Origin of the sequence: Belliella kenyensis, from assembly GCF_022549675.1 — a bacterium.
GTDB classification, from domain to species: Bacteria; Bacteroidota; Bacteroidia; order Cytophagales; family Cyclobacteriaceae; genus Belliella; species Belliella kenyensis.
The window spans coordinates 22,023-45,141 of sequence record NZ_JAKZGR010000011.1; the positions used below are offsets into that span (position 1 = coordinate 22,023).

The following is a 23,119-nucleotide window of genomic DNA, read 5'->3' on the forward strand; positions in this document are numbered from 1 at the left end:
GCAATTATAAAATGAATTTACTAATTTTAAAAATTAATTAAAATAAGATTTAAAAATTAGATGAAAACTAGAAAAATAATTTTTCTAACAACCCCATTTATCTTACTCGTTTCAGCGATTTTATACTTTCACTTTCGAAAAGATAATACGCAGATATCTCGGACAGTGGAAGTACGAGAAGTAAATGGCAAATATAGCTTATACAGAAACGGGGAACCCTATTATATCATAGGCGGTGGCGGTGTTTCTCATTTCGAAGAGTTAAAAGATATAGGTGGCAACTCTATCAGAACATGGAGTCTACATAATGCCCAAGAAATCCTAGACGAAGCAGAGAAAAATGGACTGACAGTCACTTTGGGTATAGAGATAGGCAATCAACCTTGGGGAGAGGATTTTAGCTATTGGAATGTCAAAGAGACAAATAAAAAGATAGAAGAAATTCGAGAAATAGTCTTGAAATACAAAGATCATCCCGCATTACTCATTTGGGGAATAGGCAATGAAGTACATTTATTTGGCGGGAATAGGGTACTTGTCAGTCTATTCATCAATAGAGTCGCAAAGATGATTCATGAAATCGACCCAAATCATCCCGTGATGACTACGACTACAGCTGGAATCAATTTGGATAAATATGGTTTCATGAGAGTCCTATGCCCTCATCTCGACATCTTAGGCATCAACGCCTTTGATAGACTACATCTAGTAGAAAATGAAATCAGTGGCCCTCTGGGATGGAATAAACCATATATAATTACAGAGTTTGGAGTCAGAGGACCATGGGAAACGCAAGACACAGAGTGGGGCGCACCTATAGAAATGTCAAGCACTGAGAATGCTCAGTTCATAAAGCACTATTGGGAAATCATCAGGAATGATAAGCGATATGGTCTTGGTGGATATGCTTTCTATTGGGGACACAAGTTTGAGGTTACCAATACTTGGTTTAGTCTATTCTCTAAAAATGGAAAAAAATCTGAAACCATCGATTTATTACAAGAATCATGGACAGGCAAAAAGCCCGAACACCATGCTCCCAAAATCGATAAGTTAATGATTTGGGACATAGTTCAGAAACAAAGCATATACTTAGATGCAAGCAATACATACGAAGTAGAAATAATGGTCACGCATGACCACAAGGATAGCCTTAGCTATGAATGGGAAATTCGAGCTGACGGTGAAAGTGCACACGTACAAAGTAGGCATGATTACATCTATGATTATTTGCTCGAGACCGATCAAAATAAAAGCAAAATATCCTTTACAACTCCAAAAACAGAAGGAGGATACCGCATCTTCGCATTTGTCTATGACAAAAATGGTCGATTTGCTACAGCTAATTTACCATTTTACGTTGTGAAAAATAAAATTTAATTTAATTCAAAATACTTTTTATTAGATTTAAATATTATATTTGTGTATACAAAAAACAATTTAATGAATTACACAACCATGAGTACTCGATTTTACCCTATATTGATTATTCTTATTGCATTTGGTTGTATCGAGAAAATCAATAAGGAAGAGCCTAGCCTAAGTAGCCGAACTGAGTGGGCCAAAGTTGATGATATTGCTACGAGTATTTATAGCGTAAGTCAGCAAGGTGGTAACATCAACCTATTGTCGGGTGACCATCTTTATTACAACTACAATTTCAAAGGAAGCGAATCGAAAACTTTTAACTACACAGCCCATCAAACAAGACCTGGTTGGTTTAGGCTTCCTATCTCTGAAAATTTTCTCGTGACTAGAACGGAGATAGAAATCAATGTTTTCGCCATCAATCCTAATGGCGTTTCTGCTCCACTTACAATTAATCCAAAAACCCTGGATGATACATTCGTCCGATTCGAAGACACTGCATACTGGTCTGGTTATGGTGCTTTTGGACTGACAGAAACGGGGAATGTACTCATACCTTACAGAACTATTCGAAATGGTCTTGCAGAAAACAATCCAAGTTTTTTATTGATCTCTTTAGCAAAAGAGAATAATGCAATCGTCATCAAAGAGACAAAAGTCATTAAACCCAATGTAATCTCTTATTACGACTCGGTCAATGTCCTATTCGCAAATGATGATTTCTTTTTGGTAAGAGTTGGCAACAGGATAGTAAGTATAGACACTCGAGGTAACTATAGAGTAGAAGCTAATGCTGATGGTGCCAAATTTGTAAAGCTAGCAGATCGGATCGTGGGAGTAGGTTATTCCAATAATAGCAAAGAAACGTCTATTTTCGAGATGAATCTTGACGGATCCAATTTTATGACTAAAGTAAAAACGGTCGTCAAAGAGAATCTTTTATCCTACAATTATACAGCTGTAGATAATAGAATTATAGCATTTCTTGATGATAAAATCTTCGAATTAACCAATATAAATAATAAGCCAGATTTGAGAGAGTTGAATAACTCAAAACTTGAAGATACTTTTATAAGCGCAATATTCGTGACTAATGATCAAAAAATCACAATTACCACACATTGTCGTACATTATGTGGAGGAATATATGAAAAAGATTTAGATAAATTTTTTGAATTCAAAAACACCAATAACTAAATATGAATATCTAATTCTGAATATTATTTTGTATCAAAATGACCATAAGAATCATTTTAGTTGTACAAGACGACTGAATTTTAGTAACTATTTGTCAAAAACTGGATTAGCTCAAAAATCGTCGACAGTTGTTTATAGACTGTCGACGATTTTTTTGTTATATCCATCCACTATGATACTAGATGCTGTACTCCCGGAGAATTCTAAGAGTCTTAAGACTCAATAACTACTTCGATATCACATGACCTCCCCAATCAAGTCAACATGCATTAAAGAAGCCATCCTTTTATTTTATGGGGCAAGGTACCCTATATATTTTTATTCTTAAATCATTTGACGCTAATACATACAGCTACAGGGATCTTTACTGATTTACATATATAATTCTGACAATGACTTTGACTTGGTTGATTTACATCCTGCCAATAATTCTATCAAATCCCCCAAACGAGAAAATAAGACATAAAACATATCAGGAATCCCACAAAAAAACCTACCCACACTTGTAAAGGGGTATGAGTATTGAGATATAATCTTGAGCTTCCTACCAATCCCACTAGAAGCACTGCACCCATGGCGTAGCCTAACAGACTATGCCCCATGACCATCTGAGTGCTTGCCAATACAAATCCCAACAAGCCTCCCGCTCCTATCATATGAGCGCTAATTTTCCAGAAGAAACTAATACCCGTCAAGAGAACCAAACAAATGGTAATGACTAGTAATGTATAGACTAGCTTATAATCCATCCAATCTTTGCTAAAAAATGCATATGCAGTAACCATGTACAGCAAGCTAATGACAGAGAAAGGCATTATCCTTTCCTTTCTCCCACTCATCCTCAAGGATGTAATTGTACCCGTTAGCTTCATCACCATCAATATAGCCAAGGGTATTACAAAGGTATTTGCAAAAATCACAAAAAAAATCAAGGCCCTATTAGGCCCTGAGGAAAATTCAGATTCAGGCAACCCAAATAACAGGAATGCGAAAATCAATGTTGGCATCAATAGCGGCTGGAATACAGCGGATATTATTTCTGAAATTTTCTTATACACTTATAATTCTTTTCTGAGTCTAGCTACTGGAATTTGCAACTGTTCTCTGTATTTCGCTACAGTTCTCCTAGCAATATTATATCCTTTGTCATTCAAAAGTTTTACCAGCTTATCGTCAGACAAAGGCTTTCTCTTATTCTCATTATCCACCATAGATTGCAAGACACTTTTCACTTCTTTATTGGACACATCTTCTCCAGAATCGGTCGCTATTCCCTCTGAGAAAAAGTACTTCAAAGGATAAATTCCAAATTCTGTCTGAATTGCCTTACTGTTTGCTACTCTTGAAACAGTGGAAATATCCATCTCAATCTTATCAGCTATATCTTTGAGAATCATGGGTTTTAATTTTGTCTCATCCCCTTCGACAAAAAACTCAGTCTGAAAATCCAAAATTGCTTGCATGGTCCTCAGTAATGTCTGCTGTCTTTGCTTGATAGCGTCTATGAACCATTTCGCCGCATCCAATTTCTGCTTGACAAAAGTGACGGTTTCTTTCAGTTTTTTATCTTTCTTATCACTTTTATCATATGCTTCAAACATGTCAGAATATGATCTACTTACCCTAAGTTCTGGAGCATTCTTTGAATTCAATGAGATCTCCATTTTCCCATTAGCATGGGTAAGTATGAAGTCAGGAATAATGTATTGTGTTTTTACCAACCCGTCTGATATACCTCCTGGCTTTGGGTTGAGCCTTGTGATCATTTGAATAGAATCCTTCAACTCGTCATCTTCTATTCCTAATCTCTTTTGGATTTTGGTATAGTGTTTCTTAGTAAATTCATCAAAGCTATCATTGATGATGCGAATGGCATTTTGCACCACAGGATCCTCAGGATGTTCCTTTCTCTCCAATTGAATCAATAGACACTCTTGAAGATTTCTAGCAGCAATACCAGCAGGGTCGAAATTCTGGATTTTCCGTAGGATTTCTTCTACCTCGTCCAAGTCAGTCTCAATGTTTTGACTAAATGCCAAATCATTGATGATGGCTTCTAAATCTCTACGGATATACCCGTCGCTTTCAATGCTTCCAATAAGCTGTCTTCCTATCAACTTTTGAGATTCATCAAGCTTTAGATAACCCAATTGGGACAAGAGTTGCTCATGTAATGATACACCTCCAGAGATCGGGATTTCTCTATCTTCATCGTCAGGGGAATAGTTGCCATCACCCTGCATTTTGTAACCTCCATAGTCATCATTCAAGTAATCATCGATATTCAAATCTGACTCTGGAGCTTCGATATTTTCTTCATAATTATCAGAAAAGTCTTCCTCTTGGGTCTTTTCTTCATCCCTCCCCTCTTCTAAAGCCGGGTTGATCTCCAGTTCTTCTTCAATACGCGCATCAAGCTCCGCCGTAGGAACTTGAAGTAATTTGATAAATTGAATCTGCTGTGGAGACAGTTTCTGTGAAAGTACCTGACTTAAATTAAGCTTCTGCATATAAGGTGATTCATGAATTATTAAGAGAACTTAAAATGAATTAAAATGTTGATATAAATATTTTCTGAATTCAAATTTATGAAATTAGATCAAATTTTTGATAAAAAGCTTATTATATCGTTTTTTTGCATTTCTCTTATAGGTTAAGAAGAGTAAAGGTACACAAAAGCACATGTCATGGCATTTAACAAAAGAGTAAAAATAAAATCACTTTTGGAAGGAGATTTTGTAGGTCAAGAGCTGACCCTAATGGGTTGGGTAAGAACGAAAAGAAGCAATAAGAATGTCTCATTCGTAGCACTGAATGACGGCTCCTCTATCAATAATTACCAAGTAGTAGCGGATCCAAACATCATCTCTGAGGACACTTTAAAAAGAATCACAACAGGTGCTTGTATCAAAGTAATAGGTGAAATTGTAGCTTCACAAGGTGCTGGACAAAGCTCTGAAATTTCAGCTTCTTCCATCACTATACTTGGAGATGCTGACCCTGAAAAGTATCCTTTGCAACCTAAAAAGCATTCACTGGAATTCTTAAGAGAGATAGCACACCTTAGGATGCGTACAAACACGTTTGGCGCAGTATTCAGGGTAAGACATGCTCTAGCGTATGCTGTTCACAAATACTTCAATGATAAGGGGTTTTTCTACATCCACACACCAATCATCACTGCCTCGGATGCAGAAGGTGCTGGAGAGACTTTCAAAGTAACTACACTTGACTTAAAAAAGCCACCTCTTCATGAAGATGGAAGTATAAATTTCAAGGAAGATTTCTTTGAAAGAGAGACAAACCTTACTGTGTCTGGTCAGCTTGAAGGTGAACTTGCAGCTATGGCATTATCTGAGATTTATACTTTCGGCCCTACATTTAGAGCTGAGAACTCAAATACAACAAGGCACTTGGCTGAATTCTGGATGATCGAACCAGAAATGGCGTTTTATGATGCAGAAGACAACCAAGATTTGGCTGAAGACTTTTTACAATATGTGATCAGTTATGCATTGGAAAACTGTAAGGATGATTTGACCTTTTTGGATAAAAGGGCGTCAGAAGAAGAACAAAGCAAAAAAGCGGATCAAAGAAGCGAAATGGGGCTATTAGATCGTTTAAAGTTTGTGACAGAAAATAGGTTTGAAAGAATCACTTATACAGAGGCGATTGATATACTCAGAAACTCTAATCCAAACAAAAAGAAAAAATTCCAATACCTTATTGAAGAATGGGGAGCAGATCTACAGTCCGAACATGAGCGATTCTTAGTAGAAAAGCATTTCAAAAAGCCAGTAATCTTAACAGACTATCCAAAAGAGATTAAGGCTTTCTACATGCGTCAAAATGATGATGGAAAGACTGTTGCAGCTATGGACATTTTATTCCCAGGTATTGGTGAAATTGTGGGTGGATCACAGCGAGAAGAACGCATGGATAAACTGACGCAAAGAATGGACGAAATGCACATTCCTCAAGAAGAAATGTGGTGGTATCTCGATACGAGAAGATTCGGAGCAACCCCACATGCTGGATTTGGACTTGGCTTTGAGAGGCTCGTTCTTTTCGTCACTGGGATGAGCAATATCCGCGATGTAATTGCCTTCCCAAGAACACCTGGAAACGCAGAGTTTTAAAATAATTGAATCTGATGATCCGCTTTTTTTGCCAGCAACTTCAATTCATTGGCTCATCCGGTTCTAAATGGTCAATATCCATAAGTATCCGATATCAATTTATATCGGAAGTTAGATAAATCGGAATTTTGTAGTGCTATTGGCAAAGTTCCGTATATCCATATAATTGAAATAAAAAAAGCCTGTTCTCAGGCTTTTTTTATTTCTACAAATCGATCACTTTAATTCTCCTAATCAAAGGAATACAAAGTAAGCTGAAGAAAATGGCTATATAACCCACGATATTAAAATTCACCAATTGACCAGTAGCATTCTCTGCCAAAATCAATCCTGCAATAAAAGAAGCAAAACCTGCAGAAAGCTGCTGCACTGCTGAATTGAAACTCAAGAAACTCCCCCTATTCTCTGGCTTGGCTGTCCCTGTAATCAAAGCGGAAGCTGGAACCATACGTCCATTGGATGTCACGAAAAACATGGTCGAGATCAAAAGCACATAAGGAATCGGTGTCATGCCTAAGTGCGTAATCAAACCAATTGGTATTACATTGAGTGACATAAATATGGTAAAAACCTTCACTTTCCCATACTTATCTGTCAATTTGCCTACCCATGGAGAAGTGAAAATGGTGAATGCTCCTCCCGCCATATAAATATAAGTAAGCTGCATATCAGTAAAACCAACATTAGCTACCATATAAGGACTCAGAAAAGGTATGATCATGAATTGGCCAAGCATTATCATTATGGTAAGCGTGATTGCTCTCATTTGATTAGCATTGCTGGTGACCCTTTGGATCACTTCTATTGGTGAAGGCTTTTTATTTCCGCTTACAATATGATCTGTCAAGGATGGTACATATTTATAAATCATCCAAAATATGATGGCTGATATTCCAGCTAAAAACAAAAATGGCGCGTGCCAATTGGAAAGGCTTGCGATAAATAGTCCGAAAGGTACACCAAAGACAGAAGCAACCGAAAATGCCGCCATTACCAATCCCATGGCTCGCCCTCTCCTGCTATCTGGAATCACATCACCAATGATCGCCAATATCAAAGCCGATGTCAATCCCCCAAACAGTCCAGAAATTACTCTAGCTATAAGTAAGACAACATAGTTTGGTGAAAAAGCGCAGGCTAAAGTCCCTAAAAAGAACCCGGTGAACACCCAAAGCATGATCGTTCTTCTGTCGTACTTATCTAGTACAAATGCACCCATAAAACTACTAAAACCCGCTGCAAAGGTGTAAGAAGATACCAGAAGCCCGAATTCTCTAGGACTGATCTCAAAAATCCGCATCAACTGAGGCCCTAAAGGCATCAATATCATAAAATCTACTATGTGTGTAAAATTGATTGCTGCTAAAGTCCACAGCAAAAGCTTTTCCTTGGTCATTTTAACTTCAAAATATTGCTAATCAACCATTGTAAAAGTGAATAAGTTCTTTTGATTTAAAGTAATCCATCTTGAAATGAGTTCTCAAAGGGAATGATAATACTCTTCTTCACCTGAACTATCAATTCATCGATCTTATCATTTGCTTTTTACCATCATCTAGGAGTAGCTCGTCTCCAATGGTCAGTCCAATAACTGTCAAAATCGTAGCCATGCAAAATAGGTTAATATAAAGTTGACTCATTAAGTCCTTCTTGAAAATCAAATAATATCCAATTGGACAAAAGTCTTCGGTATGGCATTGATAATATCCGAAGCAATCATACCTCTATACTTCGTTTGGGAAGCAATCTCTCCTGCTAAGCCATGGTGATAGACACCACAGATAGCAGCATTTTCAGGAGTATAACTCTGACCCAAAAACGAAGCTATCATCCCTGTGAGGACATCTCCAGATCCTGCCGTTGCCATATATTGATTGCCACTTGAATTAAAAATCTGTCTTCCATCTGGCATAGCAATCAAAGTGTGAGCCCCTTTCAAAATTATGATAACTTGATGATGAATTGCAAAATCACTCGCCATCTGTATTCTTTCCAAATGGTCTTTAGATTTTCCCACGAGCCTTTCGAACTCTTTTAAATGCGGCGTTATGATGCTGTTTTTTGGTAAATAATCTAAAAGCTTTGGATACCTTGCCAACAAATTGATCCCATCGGCATCTAGGACAACCGGCTTATCAACTTCATCTAAAATGCGTACAAACCAATCAATATCTACATCGATTCCCATACCAGGGCCTATGGCAACAGAATCAAACCCTCTTAGGTTTAAATCATCTTTACCTCCAAAAATCATTAATTCCGGGACGATTGTTTGAAACTGGTATGGATCTGAGATTTGGGGAGCTAGAGTAACCAAGCCACTACCAGTTCTCAACGCCGCATAACCAGCCAGATTGATTGCACCAGTTTTACCAATTGTACCACCGATAAGCAATACCTTCCCAAAGTCTCCTTTGTGACTAAACTTATGGAAATGCTTGTGATAAGCTTTAATATCTATTCCTCTTAAAAAGAACCTTTGCTTGGAAAATCTACAAACACTTTCTTCAGAAATACCTATATCTATGACTGCCAATTCCCCTACTTCCCTTGCATGCTCTGGAAAAAGCAAACTTAATTTAGGAAATTGAAATGTAGCAGTGTAGTCAGCTTGAAATGCAATACTATTTTTGGAATAATCAGCTGGAAGCCCAGAAGGTATATCTACTGCAATCTTTACCCCTCCTACATGATTCAGTTTCTGTATCAGGTACATATACCGAGATGCTAATGGTCTATTGATCCCCACGCCAAATACTGCATCGATTATAACAGAATTCTCTTCAATTTCTTGAGTCCAATTAGCATAACCAATCACATTGACCTCAATGGGAAGTCTATGGAAGTTGTATACAAAATCAGCAGAACATTTCTCAAGTACTTCCATACAAACAAGAATTATTGACCTACAATCATTTTGAAGTAGTCGAGCAATTACTAAACCATCGCCCCCATTATTGCCCGGACCTACGAAAACATAAATATGCTTTCTGCTAGAAAAAGACTGCTTTTCATACCAAGTCACAAATGATCTTCCGGCATTTTCCATCAAATCAATAGAGCTTATTCCAGAAAACTGAATGTAAGATTCATCCAGTTGCTTAACATCTTTTCCAGCAATAATAGGAAGCATCATATTAGTCATGTACAGAAGTTTGTAAATCTCTTGGAGGTATTTTTAATAAAATTAAGAATCCTAATCCAACAAAGAAAAACAAACCAAGTGCAAGTGAGCTATTCCTCATAGATCCAGTCATTTGTTCTATAAAGCCATATGAAAATGTACCCAAGACAATGGCAATCTTTTCAGTCACATCAAAAAAACTAAAAAAAGATGCATGATCCGTAGTATGTGCTGGTATCAATTTAGAATAAGTAGACCTAGATAAGGACTGAATACCTCCCATCACCATTCCTACCACAAAAGCCAAAGCGAAAAATTGATATGCTGTTTGTACAAAATATGCAGCACCGCAAATCAATACCCAAATGAATACCATCATTACCAAAGAGGCCTTATTGCCTAAAAGCTTAGAAATTAAAGCGAATAAATAACTCCCTCCGATAGCTACCAGCTGAATGATCAAGATAGTAATGATCAACTGATCACCTGGCAAACCCAGTTCCTTATCACCGAATGTAGCAGCCAAATACATTACTGTCTGTACTCCCATACTGTAAAAAAAGAAGGCAAGCAAAAATCTATTCATAACTGAAGAAGAACGAACCTTATGAAACACCGATCTTATTTCCTTATAGCCTACAAGCAGGAGGGATCGGTTTACTTTTTTATTGTAAGGATTATCTGGCAAATATTTAAATGAAATCTGGGCAAAACCAGCCCACCAAAACCCAACAATCAAGAACGACCACCTAGCTGCTTGACCACCATCTGACAAGTGGAACAAATCTGGAAATTCTATCATCATCAAATTCAAAATTAACAAAATCACACTACCTATATATCCTAGTGCAAAACCTTTGGCACTCAAGAAATCATATTCTTCTTCCTTGGAAATCTCTGGAAGAAAAGCATTGTAAAACACAATACTTCCTGCATATCCAACACTAGCTAAAATCGCACATATTATTCCCCATTCGAGATTGGCTCCATCAAAAAAAAACAGTCCAAGGCACGCCATAGAACCTAGATAAGTAAAGAACTTCATAAACACCAACTTCTTACCACCTGAATCAGCGATTCCAGACAATAAGGGAGATATTATCGCAATCACCAAAAAAGAGAATGAAATAGCATAGGAATACAATACAGTATTGATGATATCTAACCCAAAAAAGTTTACTACATCACCACGCTCTTCTGTAGTAGTTACATTATTAAAATATACAGGAAATATTGTGGAAGTGATTACAAGGCTATAGACTGAATTTGCCCAATCATACATTGCCCAAGCATTATGTATTTTATTTTGCATCTAATTTTCTAAATAGAAGTAACTGTGTATTAAGATAAAATTTAAAATATCTACCCATAAATTTAACAGCAATAATACCATCTTACGGCATAAAGTCAACATGCTTTTCTGATATTATTGATAACTAAAAAATAAACCTTTCGATCATTCCTATACACTATAATTTAATTATTGGCTTCACAGGCAGTTTTATCAATTCAATGTCTATAGCGCATGCTATTGATCAAATTCATGTCATTTCAAATATAAAAGCTAAGTTGAATTAATTTTGTCTATAGTTTCTGGAAAAGTTGAGATCATACTTAGGACATAAATCATAAGTATAGAAATGGGTGAGAAAATTAGTATGCATAAAAAAAGCCACTTCGATGAAGTGGCTTTTCTTGACTTGTTAAATTAATCAGTTCTGTACTCTTCCTACAGAAGCGTAAAGTACTCTTCGAGCATCTACCTCTCTCAATTCAAACTGAATATCCGAAATAGGACCCATTTTTACTTCTCTATCTGCTTTCAGGGAAATAGTTAACATTTCTCTTTCAGTCTCAGATCTTTTATCTTTTTCCTGATTGACCCATAGGGCAATATCAGAAGTATTAATCAAAACATCATTAGCCTGAATTCTAGGTTCTGTACCGTACAAAGCTGTATTCTTCGGCTTACCTACGTACAAATAAGAGATCAATGTTTTCTTCTCCAACTTTTGAAGTTGGGTAGCCTCTGGAATTTTTTGTTCCACAAGCATTTCATTTTCTCTTAAAACCGTCGTAGTCATAAAGAAGAACAACAACATGAAGATAATATCCGGCAAAGCTGAGGTTGGGATGTTTTCCGTTACCTTATTCTTTTTCTTAAACTTCGACATATTAATTACCTCCTATTTTATCTGGTTCAGCAATTGAGATAGCCATTGGAATACCTTCTTTACCTCTATCCTGAAGTTCTTTTTCAGCAGCGGTCTTTCCAGTAAGTGCTCTATACTCTTCGGCTGTAAGGCCTACTCTTTCAGCATAGATTTCAAAATAAGCTCTCTTCACTTTATCCAAAACTTCTAGATAAGTTTCATAAGATGTACCTCTATTTGTTTTGATAGAGACTACAGCTCCACCTTGCATTGGGTGATCTGAAGATTTGGAATCACGATTAGACTGAGCTTTCAAAGATGCTGGAAGGCTATTGAACAATTCCATTGCTTCTGCGTTAGGAGCTCCGAAATTCAGAATAAATGCCTTAATATCATCTGAAAGCTTATCAGTATTGTCTAAATACTCACCTTCCACCAACAATTGATCATTTGCATTGACCAATATATTGAAAATATTTCTCTCATTGAGAGGTATTTCTGGTGGTGGCACATTCGGGTCTTGCTTTGGAGGCAAGATATTGAGAATACCTTTATCCGAAGCAATAGTAGTAGTCACTAGCCAGAAGATCAATAGCAAGAAGGCTATATCAGCCATCGACCCTGCATTGACTTCCTGCGACATTCTGCCTCTTTTGCTTGCCATTACTTGATTGCTTTATTGAGTTCTGTAAATACGATACCCACAAGAGCTACAATAGCCAAGATGTAAGTCGTAACCAAAGTTCCACCAACAAACTTGGTCAAGGTAGGAGTCATGTTGAATGGATCTCCTAGGTATTTTGGTGCTACTTCACTATCAGCAGTGCTGAAGGCAATGAAGAATATGACACCAAGTATTAATATACCTGCACCTGTTTTGGCTAAACTCTTTGGATTATCTAAGGATTTGATCAAAGGCATAACCACTGCCACGATCGTTCCCAAGATAATCAATAAATAAGATACGTATAAGAAAATATCTATAGAATCCATATTGATTGTTTGCTTAAGTTAATAAATAATTAAGAGTTGAAACGAATCAATCAACTAATAATTACTTAGTCAATCTGTGCTTCACAAGGATATCTACCAAAGAGATAGATGCATCTTCCATGTCGTTTACCAAAGAATCAATCTTCGCAACACAGTAGTTGTAGAACAATTGAAGGATAATCGCAACGATCAAACCTGCCACAGTAGTCAAAAGGGCAACTTTGATACCACCAGCTACTAGAGATGGAGAGATATCACCCGCTGCTTCGATCGCATCGAATGCAGAGATCATACCGATTACAGTACCCATGAAACCCAACATCGGCGCAAGAGAGATGAAAAGAGAGATCCAAACTAGACCTTTTTCCAATCTACCCATTTCAACAGATCCGTAAGCGATGATAGACTTTTCTACCATTTCGATTCCTTCAGTGTATCTCATCAAACCTTGAGTAAAGATAGATGCAACAGGACCTTTGGTGTTTTTAGTAACATCCTTGGCTGCTTCGATACCACCTTGCTCCAACGCTTCCTCTACTTTAGCCAAAAGCTTTTTGGTGTTGGTAGTAGAAAGGTTAAGCGTAACGATTCTTTCTAAAGAAACTGCTAAACCTAAGATTAAACAGATCAATACTGGAGACATGAAAGTAGTACCACCTTCGATAAACTTCTCCTTGATAATTTGGTGAAAACCTTTGTCTTCTTCGATGATTTCATCGTCAACGACCGCCGGAGCAACTTCTTCTGCTTCTACGACTTCTGTGGTTTCAACTTCTGCAGAATCAACATCTGCGTCTTGAGCATTCGAGATAACCGGCGATAAAAGGATTCCGGATAGCATGAACAAAGCGATTAACTTTTTCATAATGTAGATTTTAATAGACTTTAAATAAAGGTTAAACGGTTTCTAAATTAATATTGAGATTTTAAAGTTATCATTTTTTAATTTCAAATTGCAAAGGAAACGACCATATTTTTTTTCAATAATTAATTCAGCCTCTTGTTTAGAGATTTGGTTTGCAAGCTAAATTATAGCTTATGAAGTAATTAGACAATTTATTTGAATGGGAATAAAGTAAAGTGAATGGGCTATATTTAAGTTTGACGCTCCTATATCATAACATAACTAAACACGCAAAGGCTTTATCTTTCCCTTTCTTCTTATAACCATGTCAAATATAACTAATTTTTTATTAAATAAAAATCCCAAACCTTTCCCCACGATACTTTCCGAGAAGGCTAAATTTCACCACTGTCAAAACAACAAATCAGCAATGTAATTCATACGCTCATGTCGATATTTTCAAATTCTTGTAGATTCAAAGTTCATAAAACATACTAAAACCTATTTTTAGTAACTTATAAGATAAGTATACCAAAAAGATATTTTCAACTTTTTAAGTAAAAAAAATATGCAAAAACCTGTTTTGAATTTAATCCTATTTCTAGAATCAAAATCCAAGGACACATTAATATGGTGCTGCCATAAATTTAGTAAAGCTTGAAACTTATTATCGAGTATTATCATGAGCACGCGTTTTCTGAGCCGAAAACAACTTATATATTATAACGTGAATCGATTTGTAAAGCTATGAATCAAATCATTATAAAAGATTGTGATGTATTTTAGGAAATCATTAAATATCATGGAGTTTGAATAGAAATCAAGCTGATACAAAATTTTATTCTTACATTTGCACCTTAATTCAATTTTACAATGCAAAATATACGGAATATTGCGATTATCGCACACGTTGACCACGGTAAGACAACCTTGGTGGACAAAATCATCCATGCTTCCAAAATCTTTCGTGAAAACCAACAGTTTGACGATCTTATATTGGATAACAACGACTTGGAAAGAGAAAGAGGTATCACGATTCTTTCCAAAAACGTATCCGTTAGGTATAAAGATCACAAAATCAACATCATTGACACCCCTGGTCACGCTGACTTTGGTGGTGAAGTAGAGAGAGTTTTGAAAATGGCCGATGGTGTTATCCTTTTAGTGGATGCTTTCGAAGGCCCTATGCCACAGACGAGGTTTGTACTTGGAAAGGCACTAGCTTTAGGCTTGACTCCAATAGTAGTGGTAAATAAAGTAGATAAAGAAAACTGCAGACCAGACGAGGTTCAAGAATCAGTTTTTGAACTGATGTTCAACTTGGACGCTACTGAAGAACAACTTGAGTTCACGACGCTTTACGGATCTGCTAAGCAAAACTGGATGGGACCTGATTGGAAAACCCCTACTGATTCTATCCTTCCATTGCTTGATGCGATCATTGATCATATTCCTGCTCCAAAAATCGAAGAAGGAAGTCTTCAAATGCAAATTACTTCTCTTGATTACTCAAACTTCGTAGGTCGAATAGCTATCGGAAGAGTAAAAAGAGGAAGCATCAAAGAAGGTGCTCAGCTTACACTTTGTAAAGCTGACGGTGTATTCAAGAAAGTTAAGGTAAAAGAACTTCATGTTTTTGAAGGACTTGGTAAAAATAAAGTCACTGAAGTATTTGCTGGAGATATCTGTGCCGTAACAGGTATCGAAGACTTTGAGATCGGTGATACCATCGCAGCATTGGAAAATCCTGAGCCGCTTCCTAGAATCTCTATTGATGAGCCTACGATGAATATGCTCTTCACTATCAACAACTCCCCATTCTTCGGTAAGGAAGGTAAGTTTGTAACTTCTCGTCACTTGAGAGACAGGTTGATGAAAGAAATGGAGAAAAACCTTGCTCTAAGAGTTGAGTCAACTGATTCTGAAGATAAGTTCCTAGTTTATGGTAGAGGTATACTTCACTTGTCTGTTTTGATAGAGACAATGAGAAGAGAAGGATATGAATTACAAGTAGGTCAGCCACAAGTAATTTTCAAAGAAATCGATGGTGTGAAAAATGAGCCTATCGAAACTTTGGTAGTAGATGTACCTGAGGCTACAGCTGGAAAAGTAATCGAACTTGCTACTCAAAGAAAAGGTGAACTTCTAATCATGGAGCCAAAAGGTGACTTGCAACACCTTGAATTCAGAATTCCTTCTAGAGGTTTGATCGGATTGAGAAACAATGTATTGACAGCTACTCAAGGTGAAGCTATCATGAACCACAGATTCTCATCCTATGAACCATTCAAAGGTAATATTCCAGAAAGAAATAATGGATCATTGATCTCTATGGAAGCTGGTCAATGTACAGCTTATGCGATAGATAAACTACAAGATAGAGGTACCTTCTTCATAGAGCCAGGTGATGAACTTTATACTGGCCAGGTGATTGGGGAAAACTCAAGAGACAACGATATCGTGGTAAATGTCCAAAAAGGAAAGAAACTTACCAACATGAGAGCATCTGGCTCTGATGACAATACGAGAATAGCTCCTCCTAAGAAATTCTCCCTAGAAGAAGCCATGGAATATATCCAAAAAGATGAGTATTTGGAAATCACTCCTAAATCCATCAGAATGAGAAAAATCTACTTGGACGAGAACGAAAGAGCAAGAATGTCTAAGAAAGACGCTTAATCGTTAAACCAAGTACCAAGTATTCAGTACTAAGAAGACCCCGAAGGAAACTTTGGGGTCTTTTTTTGAACTTTGGGCTTCGGAAGTTCTCGGAATCAAAAACCTCGAAAATATCCATTTTATCAGCAGAAAAGACCTACTAGGTTTCGAAAGCCTGGTAGGCCTTTTGGAATAGCCATGGCTATAAATTTCACTTTACAACTTTCGAAAGCTAGTTTATAACTTCCACTTTTCTTTAATTGCAGTTAATCTACAAGAATCAATTTCATTTGAGATGCGAAACCTCAATTGATACGCTTTCCCATAACTTTCAAACCAGAAGTGATTCCATGTTCCACATGATTTTTTGGGATACTTTGCATGAAAAACAAATCCAGTATCAGGTCTGCCTACATAATCATAGCAAATAAGTTTTTTTACTTTAATATTTTCAAGCTTGTAGTCCATCCCACCCAAGGTAATTCTGTCGTCATAAAAGACTAAGTCAATAGGAAAAGAACCTTTAGGTTTTTCTAATCTATTCCACCTAAAAAACGCCATTGTATAACAAACCATAGATAATGAAACCATCACAACTATTGCAACTAAATAAAACTCAAGGATTAAAAAGAGAATACTACTGAGCAAAATGATCCAACCTATCAAATTAAATCGTTCTTCTAAAAACTCGGCCTTTGAATTTGGCTTAAACACGTAAGTTTGAATTGAATTTTTCATACCACAACTATTTAGCTAAATTATGAAACGGCACCACCCTAACCTTATACCCATCTTTTTCAAATTCATCTTCTTGAGCTAATGTTACTAAAACTGACTCTTTTTGCTCAAAAAACTTCATAGCCTCCCAAAGCCCATCCAGTTCCCGTTTAAGGTTATCAGGGTTTAATTGTACACAAACTTGAACCAATGCGACCAGTCCTTGCCTATCAAAAACAACAAAATCGCACTCTCCTTTTTCAGCAAAGTAATAGATCTCGGGATACAATCTCCTGTAATGTAAGAAAACCATGTTCTCAAATCTCCTCCCATGGTCTTCCGAAAACGACCTTGAATTGGCAGTAACCAATCCTGTATCAATGGCATACACTTTCCTGGCATTCACAAGCTGCTTCCTTTGGGAATAGGAGAATTTGGGTACAAAAAAGAACAACCAACTCTCTTCCAAATAGGAAAAATACTCCATAACTGTACTAGTCGCCTTGATTTCAAGTATTTTCCTTAGATTGTTGCCAGACACAGGTTTGGCGACATTGGATATCAAATAGACCGCTAGGTTTTGAAGGGATTTTATATCTCTCACACCATATCGGACAGCTATATCCCTCAACAGTAAATCATCCAAGAGTTGATGGAGCAATTCTTGTCTTCTGCTTTTGAGATATTCTGGAAACCCTCCCAAGTTCAAATAGTCCATTGTGCTTTCAGCAGACATTTTAAGATCAGCAAATTCACAAAATTGAACATACGAAAAAGGAAACAACTCTCTTGTTACATGCCTGCCAGTGAGTTTTGTTCCCAATTCCCGACTGAGCAAAGAAGCATTAGATCCAGTAATAACCATTTGATAATCGCCTAGATCTAGTTTTTGCCTCACATACCTCTCCCATCCTTCTACCACTTGAACCTCATCAAAAAAAACATCCTTCACTTCTCGCTCTTCTATGATCTTATCTATTTTTTGAAAATCACCAACCTCAAAACCATAAAGTCTTGGATCTTCAAAATTTAAATAAAAAGCATCAGGATAGCCTCCTCTTAACAATTGGACCAAAAGCGTACTTTTACCGCATCGACGTATCCCTGATATGATCAAAGCATGGCTTCGAAGCAAAGGCAAATCCTTCATTTCTGATCTCTCCAACGCTGAGGCATGTCGTTGCAAATCACTCTTTTGATTACTGGCAACTTCTAATAGCAAATCTTTGGATATCATAACGATAACTTTTCTGAAAGTTATCACATTATTTTTTACCAAACAACACTTTTATTGCTTAGTAAACAACACTATTGCATTTTATTAAGAAACACTTTTACAAAATCTTCCGAAAATAATAATTAAACTGGAACTTAAACACTTGGGCTTCTCCATCATGTGCCATTTATCAATAGCTACAGCCTAACAAACAAACCCTAAACCAATAATGAGAACAATTCCAGAAAGATAAAATTCTACATAGAAAACACATCCCAACTAGGAGAATATTCCACCCTATCAAATTGTACCTTTCTTTCAAGAATTCAAATTGACGGTTTGGTTTAAACACATAAGTTTCAACATGAATATCCATGAAGATTAAAAATTCTATTTTACAGATTCTAAAGCTCAACAAATACAAGAAAGAAATGATCTATATCCCAAAAAATATCTTGTAATCAATTGATTTACAGAAACAATAACCCACATCTACTTCACTCAGACAGTTCTAATAGCTGATTAGTTGTAAATAAAAACCTGGAATGTTTGCAGATTTTAGGGATGCATTAAACGATATCCATGCCACTCCCAAATTATTTCACTCATTTACTTAACTCTTTCAAGCTTTTTATGAATTGTCCATTATCAAAAATTAACTTACCAAAAACGGTCTGTTCTATGGTGCCAATATTTCTAATATCTTCCAATGGATTAGAAGTCAATAATATCATTTCGGCATTTTTCCCCACTTCTATTGTCCCCCAAGTCGAATGCTCTCCAAAAAACTTAGCCGCATGATAAGTGGCTGACCTTAAAATGCTATAGTTATCAATCCCAATATCAGACCAATGTAACATTTCCTCATAGATATTAAACCCCGGGGCTTGAAAATGGGTACCTGCATCTCCCCCTATCAATAACAGACATCCAGCATCATATAAGTCCTTTAATATTTTCTTCTTTGCTTCAAACGCACCCTGATTTTTCTCCATTGACCCTTGTATCATCTCAAGACCACCCAATTCATCAATATATGATTTATAATCAGCTTCCCATTTTTTTGTAATTTCTATGGGCAAAAGCTTATAAGTAAACCTGTCTTTATAGCCCTTTGGATACAAAAGATTAGATGTCATAACATCCCAGTCCAATGTAGGACAATTGTAAACCTCATTGAGCTTAGTAATTTGAATTGATTTTTCAATTTGATCATCGCTTTGTAACCAAATATAACCACCTAAATGCTCCACACTTCTAAATCCGCTATGTAGCACTTTATCCATATCTACCATATATGCCTGACCGAACTTTTGATATACAGGAAAGTGACCACAAAAAATCACACCATTCGATTTCGCCGCGGCACTTAGGTTACCAAATGTTTCTTCACTACCAAGACTAAGTAACTTTACGAACCTCTCCTCCGTTTCTTTCATTTTTTTCATCAAACTATCCGCTTGATGAATGGTGTATGATTTGTCCCTCCTGATCAAATGGCTAAAATGTATACTTGGCCTTAAAACTCCGTCTTCAGCATCAATTACTCTTTTGAGTTCATCTTGATCCATTACACTATTCATCACACGCAGATGCAATACACCAGCTGCCAGATTATACTTCAAAAACTCTTCTACTCGATCCTCATCTGGTAAGTGCACATGCATATCTACCAAACTAGGCATCAAGAATTTGCCCTTTGCTGCTATTACTTGCGTTTTACTCTTCTTCTTTGGTTTCAGATTTTTATAATCATCAATGGCTACAATTTTACCATCCTGAACCAAGACGCTCTGAGAAATCAACAAAGTATCACTAGTCATTGGTATCAGGTTGACATCTTTGAAAAGTATTTTTTGAGAAAAACTATTGTTGGTAATCGAAATGAAGCATAATATTACCAAAAGAATGGGTGAGTAAAATTTCAGTTTCATGTTAAAAGAATAAGTTTAAATTCAAGGAAACAAAATAAATCAGCTATAGTCATTATCTTAAAATATAGCCTGACCAGTTCAAAAATCAAAAAATAAACTCAATAAAAAAAGACTGGCAATCAACCAGTCTTTTTAACCTCTTTATATTTCAATTTGTAAATTAATACCTGTAATATTCCGGCTTGTATGGACCTTCTGGTGTCACACCAATATATTCAGCTTGCTCTTGGCTCAAGGTATCCAATTCAACCCCAAGTTTTGCGAGGTGAAGGGCAGCTACTTTTTCATCGAGGTGCTTAGGAAGTACATAAACTCCTGGCTGATATTGATCAGTATTTGTCCAAAGCTCGATTTGAGCCAAAGTTTGATTAGTAAATGAATTTGACATCACAAAAGAAGGGTGACCGGTAGCACAACCTAGGTTTACTAATCTACCTTCTGCCAATACAATGATTTCTTTACCTTCAATATTGTAAAGATCCACTTGGGGCTTGATCACATCTTTGGTGTTTCCATAATTCTTGTTGAGCCATGCCATATCGATTTCATTATCGAAATGACCAATGTTACAAACGATAGCTTTATCCTTCATGGCTCTGAAATGCTCCTCAGAAATAATGTCTTTATTTCCAGTAGCTGTCACGACAATGTCTGCTTCTTTGACAGCATCTACCATTTTCTTTACTGCATACCCATCCATTGCAGCTTGAAGTGCGCAAATTGGATCGATTTCAGTTACTATCACCCTTGCTCCTGCTCCTCTTAGGGATGCAGCTGAACCTTTTCCTACGTCTCCATAACCAGCAACTACAGCTACTTTTCCTGCCATCATCACATCAGTAGCTCTTCTGATAGCATCTACAAGTGATTCTTTACAGCCATATTTGTTATCAAATTTAGACTTCGTTACAGAATCATTCACGTTGATTGCTGGCATTGGTAAAGTACCATTTTTCATTCTTTCATACAACCTATGCACACCAGTTGTAGTTTCTTCTGAAAGACCCTTGATACCAGAAACTAATTCAGGATAGTGATCAAGAACCATATTGGTCAAATCTCCACCATCGTCGAGAATCATGTTAAGTGGCTTTCTGTCCTCACCAAAAAATATGGTTTGTTCTATACACCAATCAAATTCTTGCTCATTGAGTCCTTTCCAAGCATACACTGATATTCCTGCGGCAGCAATAGCAGCAGCAGCGTGATCTTGAGTAGAAAAAATATTACAAGATGACCAAGTGACTTCAGCACCTAAGGCCACAAGGGTTTCGATCAATACGGCCGTTTGAATGGTCATATGTAGACAACCTGCTATTCTTGCACCTTTCAGTGGCTGTGAAGCTCCAAACTCTTCTCTCAACGACATCAAGCCTGGCATTTCGGCTTCAGCCAATTTAATCTCTTTTCTCCCCCACTCTGCTAGTGAAATATCCTTCACTTTGTACTTTACGAATTTGTCAGATTTAATTTCAGACATGCTATTATATTGTTTATGAATTAATTCGGTTTTTAAGTTTTACAAAACTACAGCTTTTTGTACCAAATGTAAAATCTTATTCCTTAATGAACCTAACTTCCTTGAACGCATAAAAGTTTATCATACCAGATTCTTTCTCTATGATTAATTTACCATCATCAGCTATACCCCGAATTTTCCCGAAAAACTCATTTTCATCTGAATATTTACTCCATACATTGAACAGATACATCTGTTTCAAATAACTTTCTTTTAGCTGTTTATGTTTCCCAGACTTCAACATGATATAATTCTGCTCAATCCTATGAACAATCAAATCAAACACTGTCTTTAAGTCAAATTGCCTCTTTGATATATTAATCAAGGATGTGGCATGATCTAGACCTATAGTCCTTTGATTTACATTTAGACCAATTCCTACTACTGAGCCAGAGACTTTTCCTTTGGAAATGACATTTTCAAATAATATTCCACCAACCTTGTAGCCATTTTTGGTATAAATATCATTTGGCCATTTGACTAAAAGCTCTAAATCAAAGTAGGCCAAAGCTTCAACTACGGCTAATGACACCATGATATTGAGATCAAATTGATCCATAGCATTCAGAAACGACGGCTTCAGGACCAAAGAAAAAGTCAGGTTTTCATCAGGAGCACTTTTCCAGACATTCCCTCTTTGTCCTTTTCCATGGGTTTGCTCCCCAGCTATGACAATACTTCCTTCGGTCACTTTGCCAGACTTCAGCATATCCATGGCTAAATCATTGGTCGAGTGACAGACTGGCAGATAAATCACTTCTTTGCCCAGAAATAATGTATTGGCAAGGATTTTATACATTTTTTATAGTTAATTTGTAAATCAATAAAGATATTCATCAAGGCTGTTAAATTCCAGCATTGATATCTTGTAAATTTAAACCAAAAATATGACAGCAGAAGAGCTGAGTAAAGTAATAGTGAAGGGGATGGAGGAGAAAAAAGCTTCCAAGATCGTGCTGATGGATCTCAGAAATGTTAAAAATTCAATGACAGATTTTTTTATAATTTGTTCGGGTAATTCTGACACACAAGTAGAGGCTATAGCTGATTCCGTAGAAGATTTTGTATACAAATCCCATAAAGAAAAACCGTGGCGAATAGAGGGTAAAAGCAACAATCAGTGGGTATTAATTGATTTCACCAATGTGGTAGCACATGTATTTCTGAAGGATCAAAGAGAATTCTTTGCACTGGAAGAGCTGTGGGGTGATGCAGTAATCACCAGAATAGATTAGGATTTTTATTGAACTTTCTACT

19 protein-coding genes are annotated in these 23,119 nt (G+C 36.6%); 5 read left to right on the top strand and 14 right to left on the bottom strand.

Annotated features, from left to right (window positions below):
* Positions 1-60: 60 nt before the first annotated feature.
* Positions 61-1,380, top strand: coding sequence for a glycoside hydrolase family 2 TIM barrel-domain containing protein (locus MM214_RS12345; RefSeq protein WP_241295907.1), 1,320 nt, complete (start codon positions 61-63; stop codon positions 1,378-1,380).
* Between the two features lie 63 nt (positions 1,381-1,443).
* Positions 1,444-2,565: a hypothetical protein gene (locus MM214_RS12350; protein WP_241295911.1), complete on the top strand. Its 1,122-nt coding sequence runs from the start codon at positions 1,444-1,446 to the stop codon at positions 2,563-2,565.
* A 434-nt stretch (positions 2,566-2,999) separates the two neighbouring features.
* On the opposite strand, the gene MM214_RS12355 is transcribed toward MM214_RS12350, so the two are convergent.
* On the bottom strand, positions 3,000-3,623 hold the full coding sequence (locus MM214_RS12355; RefSeq protein ID WP_241295914.1) for a PA-phosphatase: 624 nt from the start codon (positions 3,621-3,623) through the stop codon (positions 3,000-3,002).
* Positions 3,624-5,075 carry an RNA polymerase factor sigma-54 gene (rpoN, locus tag MM214_RS12360; protein WP_241295916.1) on the bottom strand — a complete coding sequence of 484 codons (1,452 nt, stop codon included), beginning with the start codon at positions 5,073-5,075 and terminating at the stop codon, positions 3,624-3,626. It abuts the gene before it with no gap.
* Between the two features lie 177 nt (positions 5,076-5,252).
* Between rpoN and asnS the strand changes: the two genes are divergently transcribed.
* Positions 5,253-6,704, top strand: coding sequence for an asparagine--tRNA ligase (gene asnS, locus MM214_RS12365; protein ID WP_241295917.1), 1,452 nt, complete (start codon positions 5,253-5,255; stop codon positions 6,702-6,704).
* Positions 6,705-6,909: 205 nt separating this feature from the next.
* Here the strand turns inward: asnS and MM214_RS12370 are convergent, their stop codons facing one another.
* From MM214_RS12370 to MM214_RS12400, 7 genes are all read right to left on the bottom strand, one after another.
* The gene (locus MM214_RS12370; RefSeq protein WP_241295918.1) at positions 6,910-8,100 is read right to left on the bottom strand and encodes an MFS transporter; all 1,191 of its coding nucleotides are present in this window, start codon (positions 8,098-8,100) and stop codon (positions 6,910-6,912) included.
* Positions 8,101-8,361: 261 nt separating this feature from the next.
* Positions 8,362-9,849, bottom strand: coding sequence for an NAD(P)H-hydrate dehydratase (locus tag MM214_RS12375; protein WP_241295921.1), 1,488 nt, complete (start codon positions 9,847-9,849; stop codon positions 8,362-8,364).
* Positions 9,842-11,140 (bottom strand): MFS transporter, encoded by a 1,299-nt coding sequence (locus tag MM214_RS12380; protein ID WP_241295923.1) that lies wholly within the window; start codon positions 11,138-11,140, stop codon positions 9,842-9,844. Before MM214_RS12380 ends, MM214_RS12375 begins: the two co-directional genes overlap by 8 nt.
* Positions 11,141-11,540: 400 nt before the next feature.
* Positions 11,541-12,002, bottom strand: a complete 462-nt coding sequence (locus MM214_RS12385; protein WP_241295926.1) for an ExbD/TolR family protein — start codon at positions 12,000-12,002, stop codon at positions 11,541-11,543.
* Between the two features lies 1 nt (position 12,003).
* Positions 12,004-12,645 (bottom strand): ExbD/TolR family protein, encoded by a 642-nt coding sequence (locus tag MM214_RS12390; RefSeq protein WP_241295929.1) that lies wholly within the window; start codon positions 12,643-12,645, stop codon positions 12,004-12,006.
* Complete coding sequence (locus tag MM214_RS12395) at positions 12,645-12,974, bottom strand: hypothetical protein (RefSeq protein ID WP_241295931.1); 330 nt, start codon at positions 12,972-12,974, stop codon at positions 12,645-12,647. The genes MM214_RS12390 and MM214_RS12395 overlap by 1 nt, the downstream gene beginning before the upstream one ends.
* 61 nt (positions 12,975-13,035) lie before the next feature.
* The gene (locus MM214_RS12400) at positions 13,036-13,839 is read right to left on the bottom strand and encodes a MotA/TolQ/ExbB proton channel family protein (RefSeq protein ID WP_241295933.1); all 804 of its coding nucleotides are present in this window, start codon (positions 13,837-13,839) and stop codon (positions 13,036-13,038) included.
* An 852-nt stretch (positions 13,840-14,691) separates the two neighbouring features.
* Here MM214_RS12400 and typA point away from each other — a divergent pair.
* Positions 14,692-16,497 (top strand): translational GTPase TypA, encoded by a 1,806-nt coding sequence (gene typA, locus MM214_RS12405; RefSeq protein ID WP_241295934.1) that lies wholly within the window; start codon positions 14,692-14,694, stop codon positions 16,495-16,497.
* Between the two features lie 216 nt (positions 16,498-16,713).
* Here the strand turns inward: typA and MM214_RS12410 are convergent, their stop codons facing one another.
* The 5 genes from MM214_RS12410 to MM214_RS12430 all read right to left on the bottom strand — a co-directional run bounded on the left by MM214_RS12410 (position 16,714) and on the right by MM214_RS12430 (position 22,661).
* On the bottom strand, positions 16,714-17,214 hold the full coding sequence (locus tag MM214_RS12410) for a hypothetical protein (RefSeq protein ID WP_241295936.1): 501 nt from the start codon (positions 17,212-17,214) through the stop codon (positions 16,714-16,716).
* A 7-nt stretch (positions 17,215-17,221) separates the two neighbouring features.
* Positions 17,222-18,430 (bottom strand): ATP-binding protein, encoded by a 1,209-nt coding sequence (locus MM214_RS12415; protein ID WP_241295939.1) that lies wholly within the window; start codon positions 18,428-18,430, stop codon positions 17,222-17,224.
* Between the two features lie 584 nt (positions 18,431-19,014).
* On the bottom strand, positions 19,015-20,343 hold the full coding sequence (locus MM214_RS12420; protein WP_241295941.1) for an amidohydrolase family protein: 1,329 nt from the start codon (positions 20,341-20,343) through the stop codon (positions 19,015-19,017).
* Positions 20,344-20,503: 160 nt separating this feature from the next.
* Complete coding sequence (ahcY, locus tag MM214_RS12425) at positions 20,504-21,823, bottom strand: adenosylhomocysteinase (protein ID WP_241295943.1); 1,320 nt, start codon at positions 21,821-21,823, stop codon at positions 20,504-20,506.
* A 76-nt stretch (positions 21,824-21,899) separates the two neighbouring features.
* Positions 21,900-22,661, bottom strand: a complete 762-nt coding sequence (locus MM214_RS12430) for a biotin--[acetyl-CoA-carboxylase] ligase (RefSeq protein WP_241295945.1) — start codon at positions 22,659-22,661, stop codon at positions 21,900-21,902.
* 88 nt (positions 22,662-22,749) lie between these two features.
* On the opposite strand from MM214_RS12430, the gene rsfS reads away from it, so the two are divergent.
* Positions 22,750-23,097, top strand: coding sequence for a ribosome silencing factor (rsfS, locus tag MM214_RS12435; protein ID WP_241295950.1), 348 nt, complete (start codon positions 22,750-22,752; stop codon positions 23,095-23,097).
* Positions 23,098-23,119: the final 22 nt, after the last annotated feature.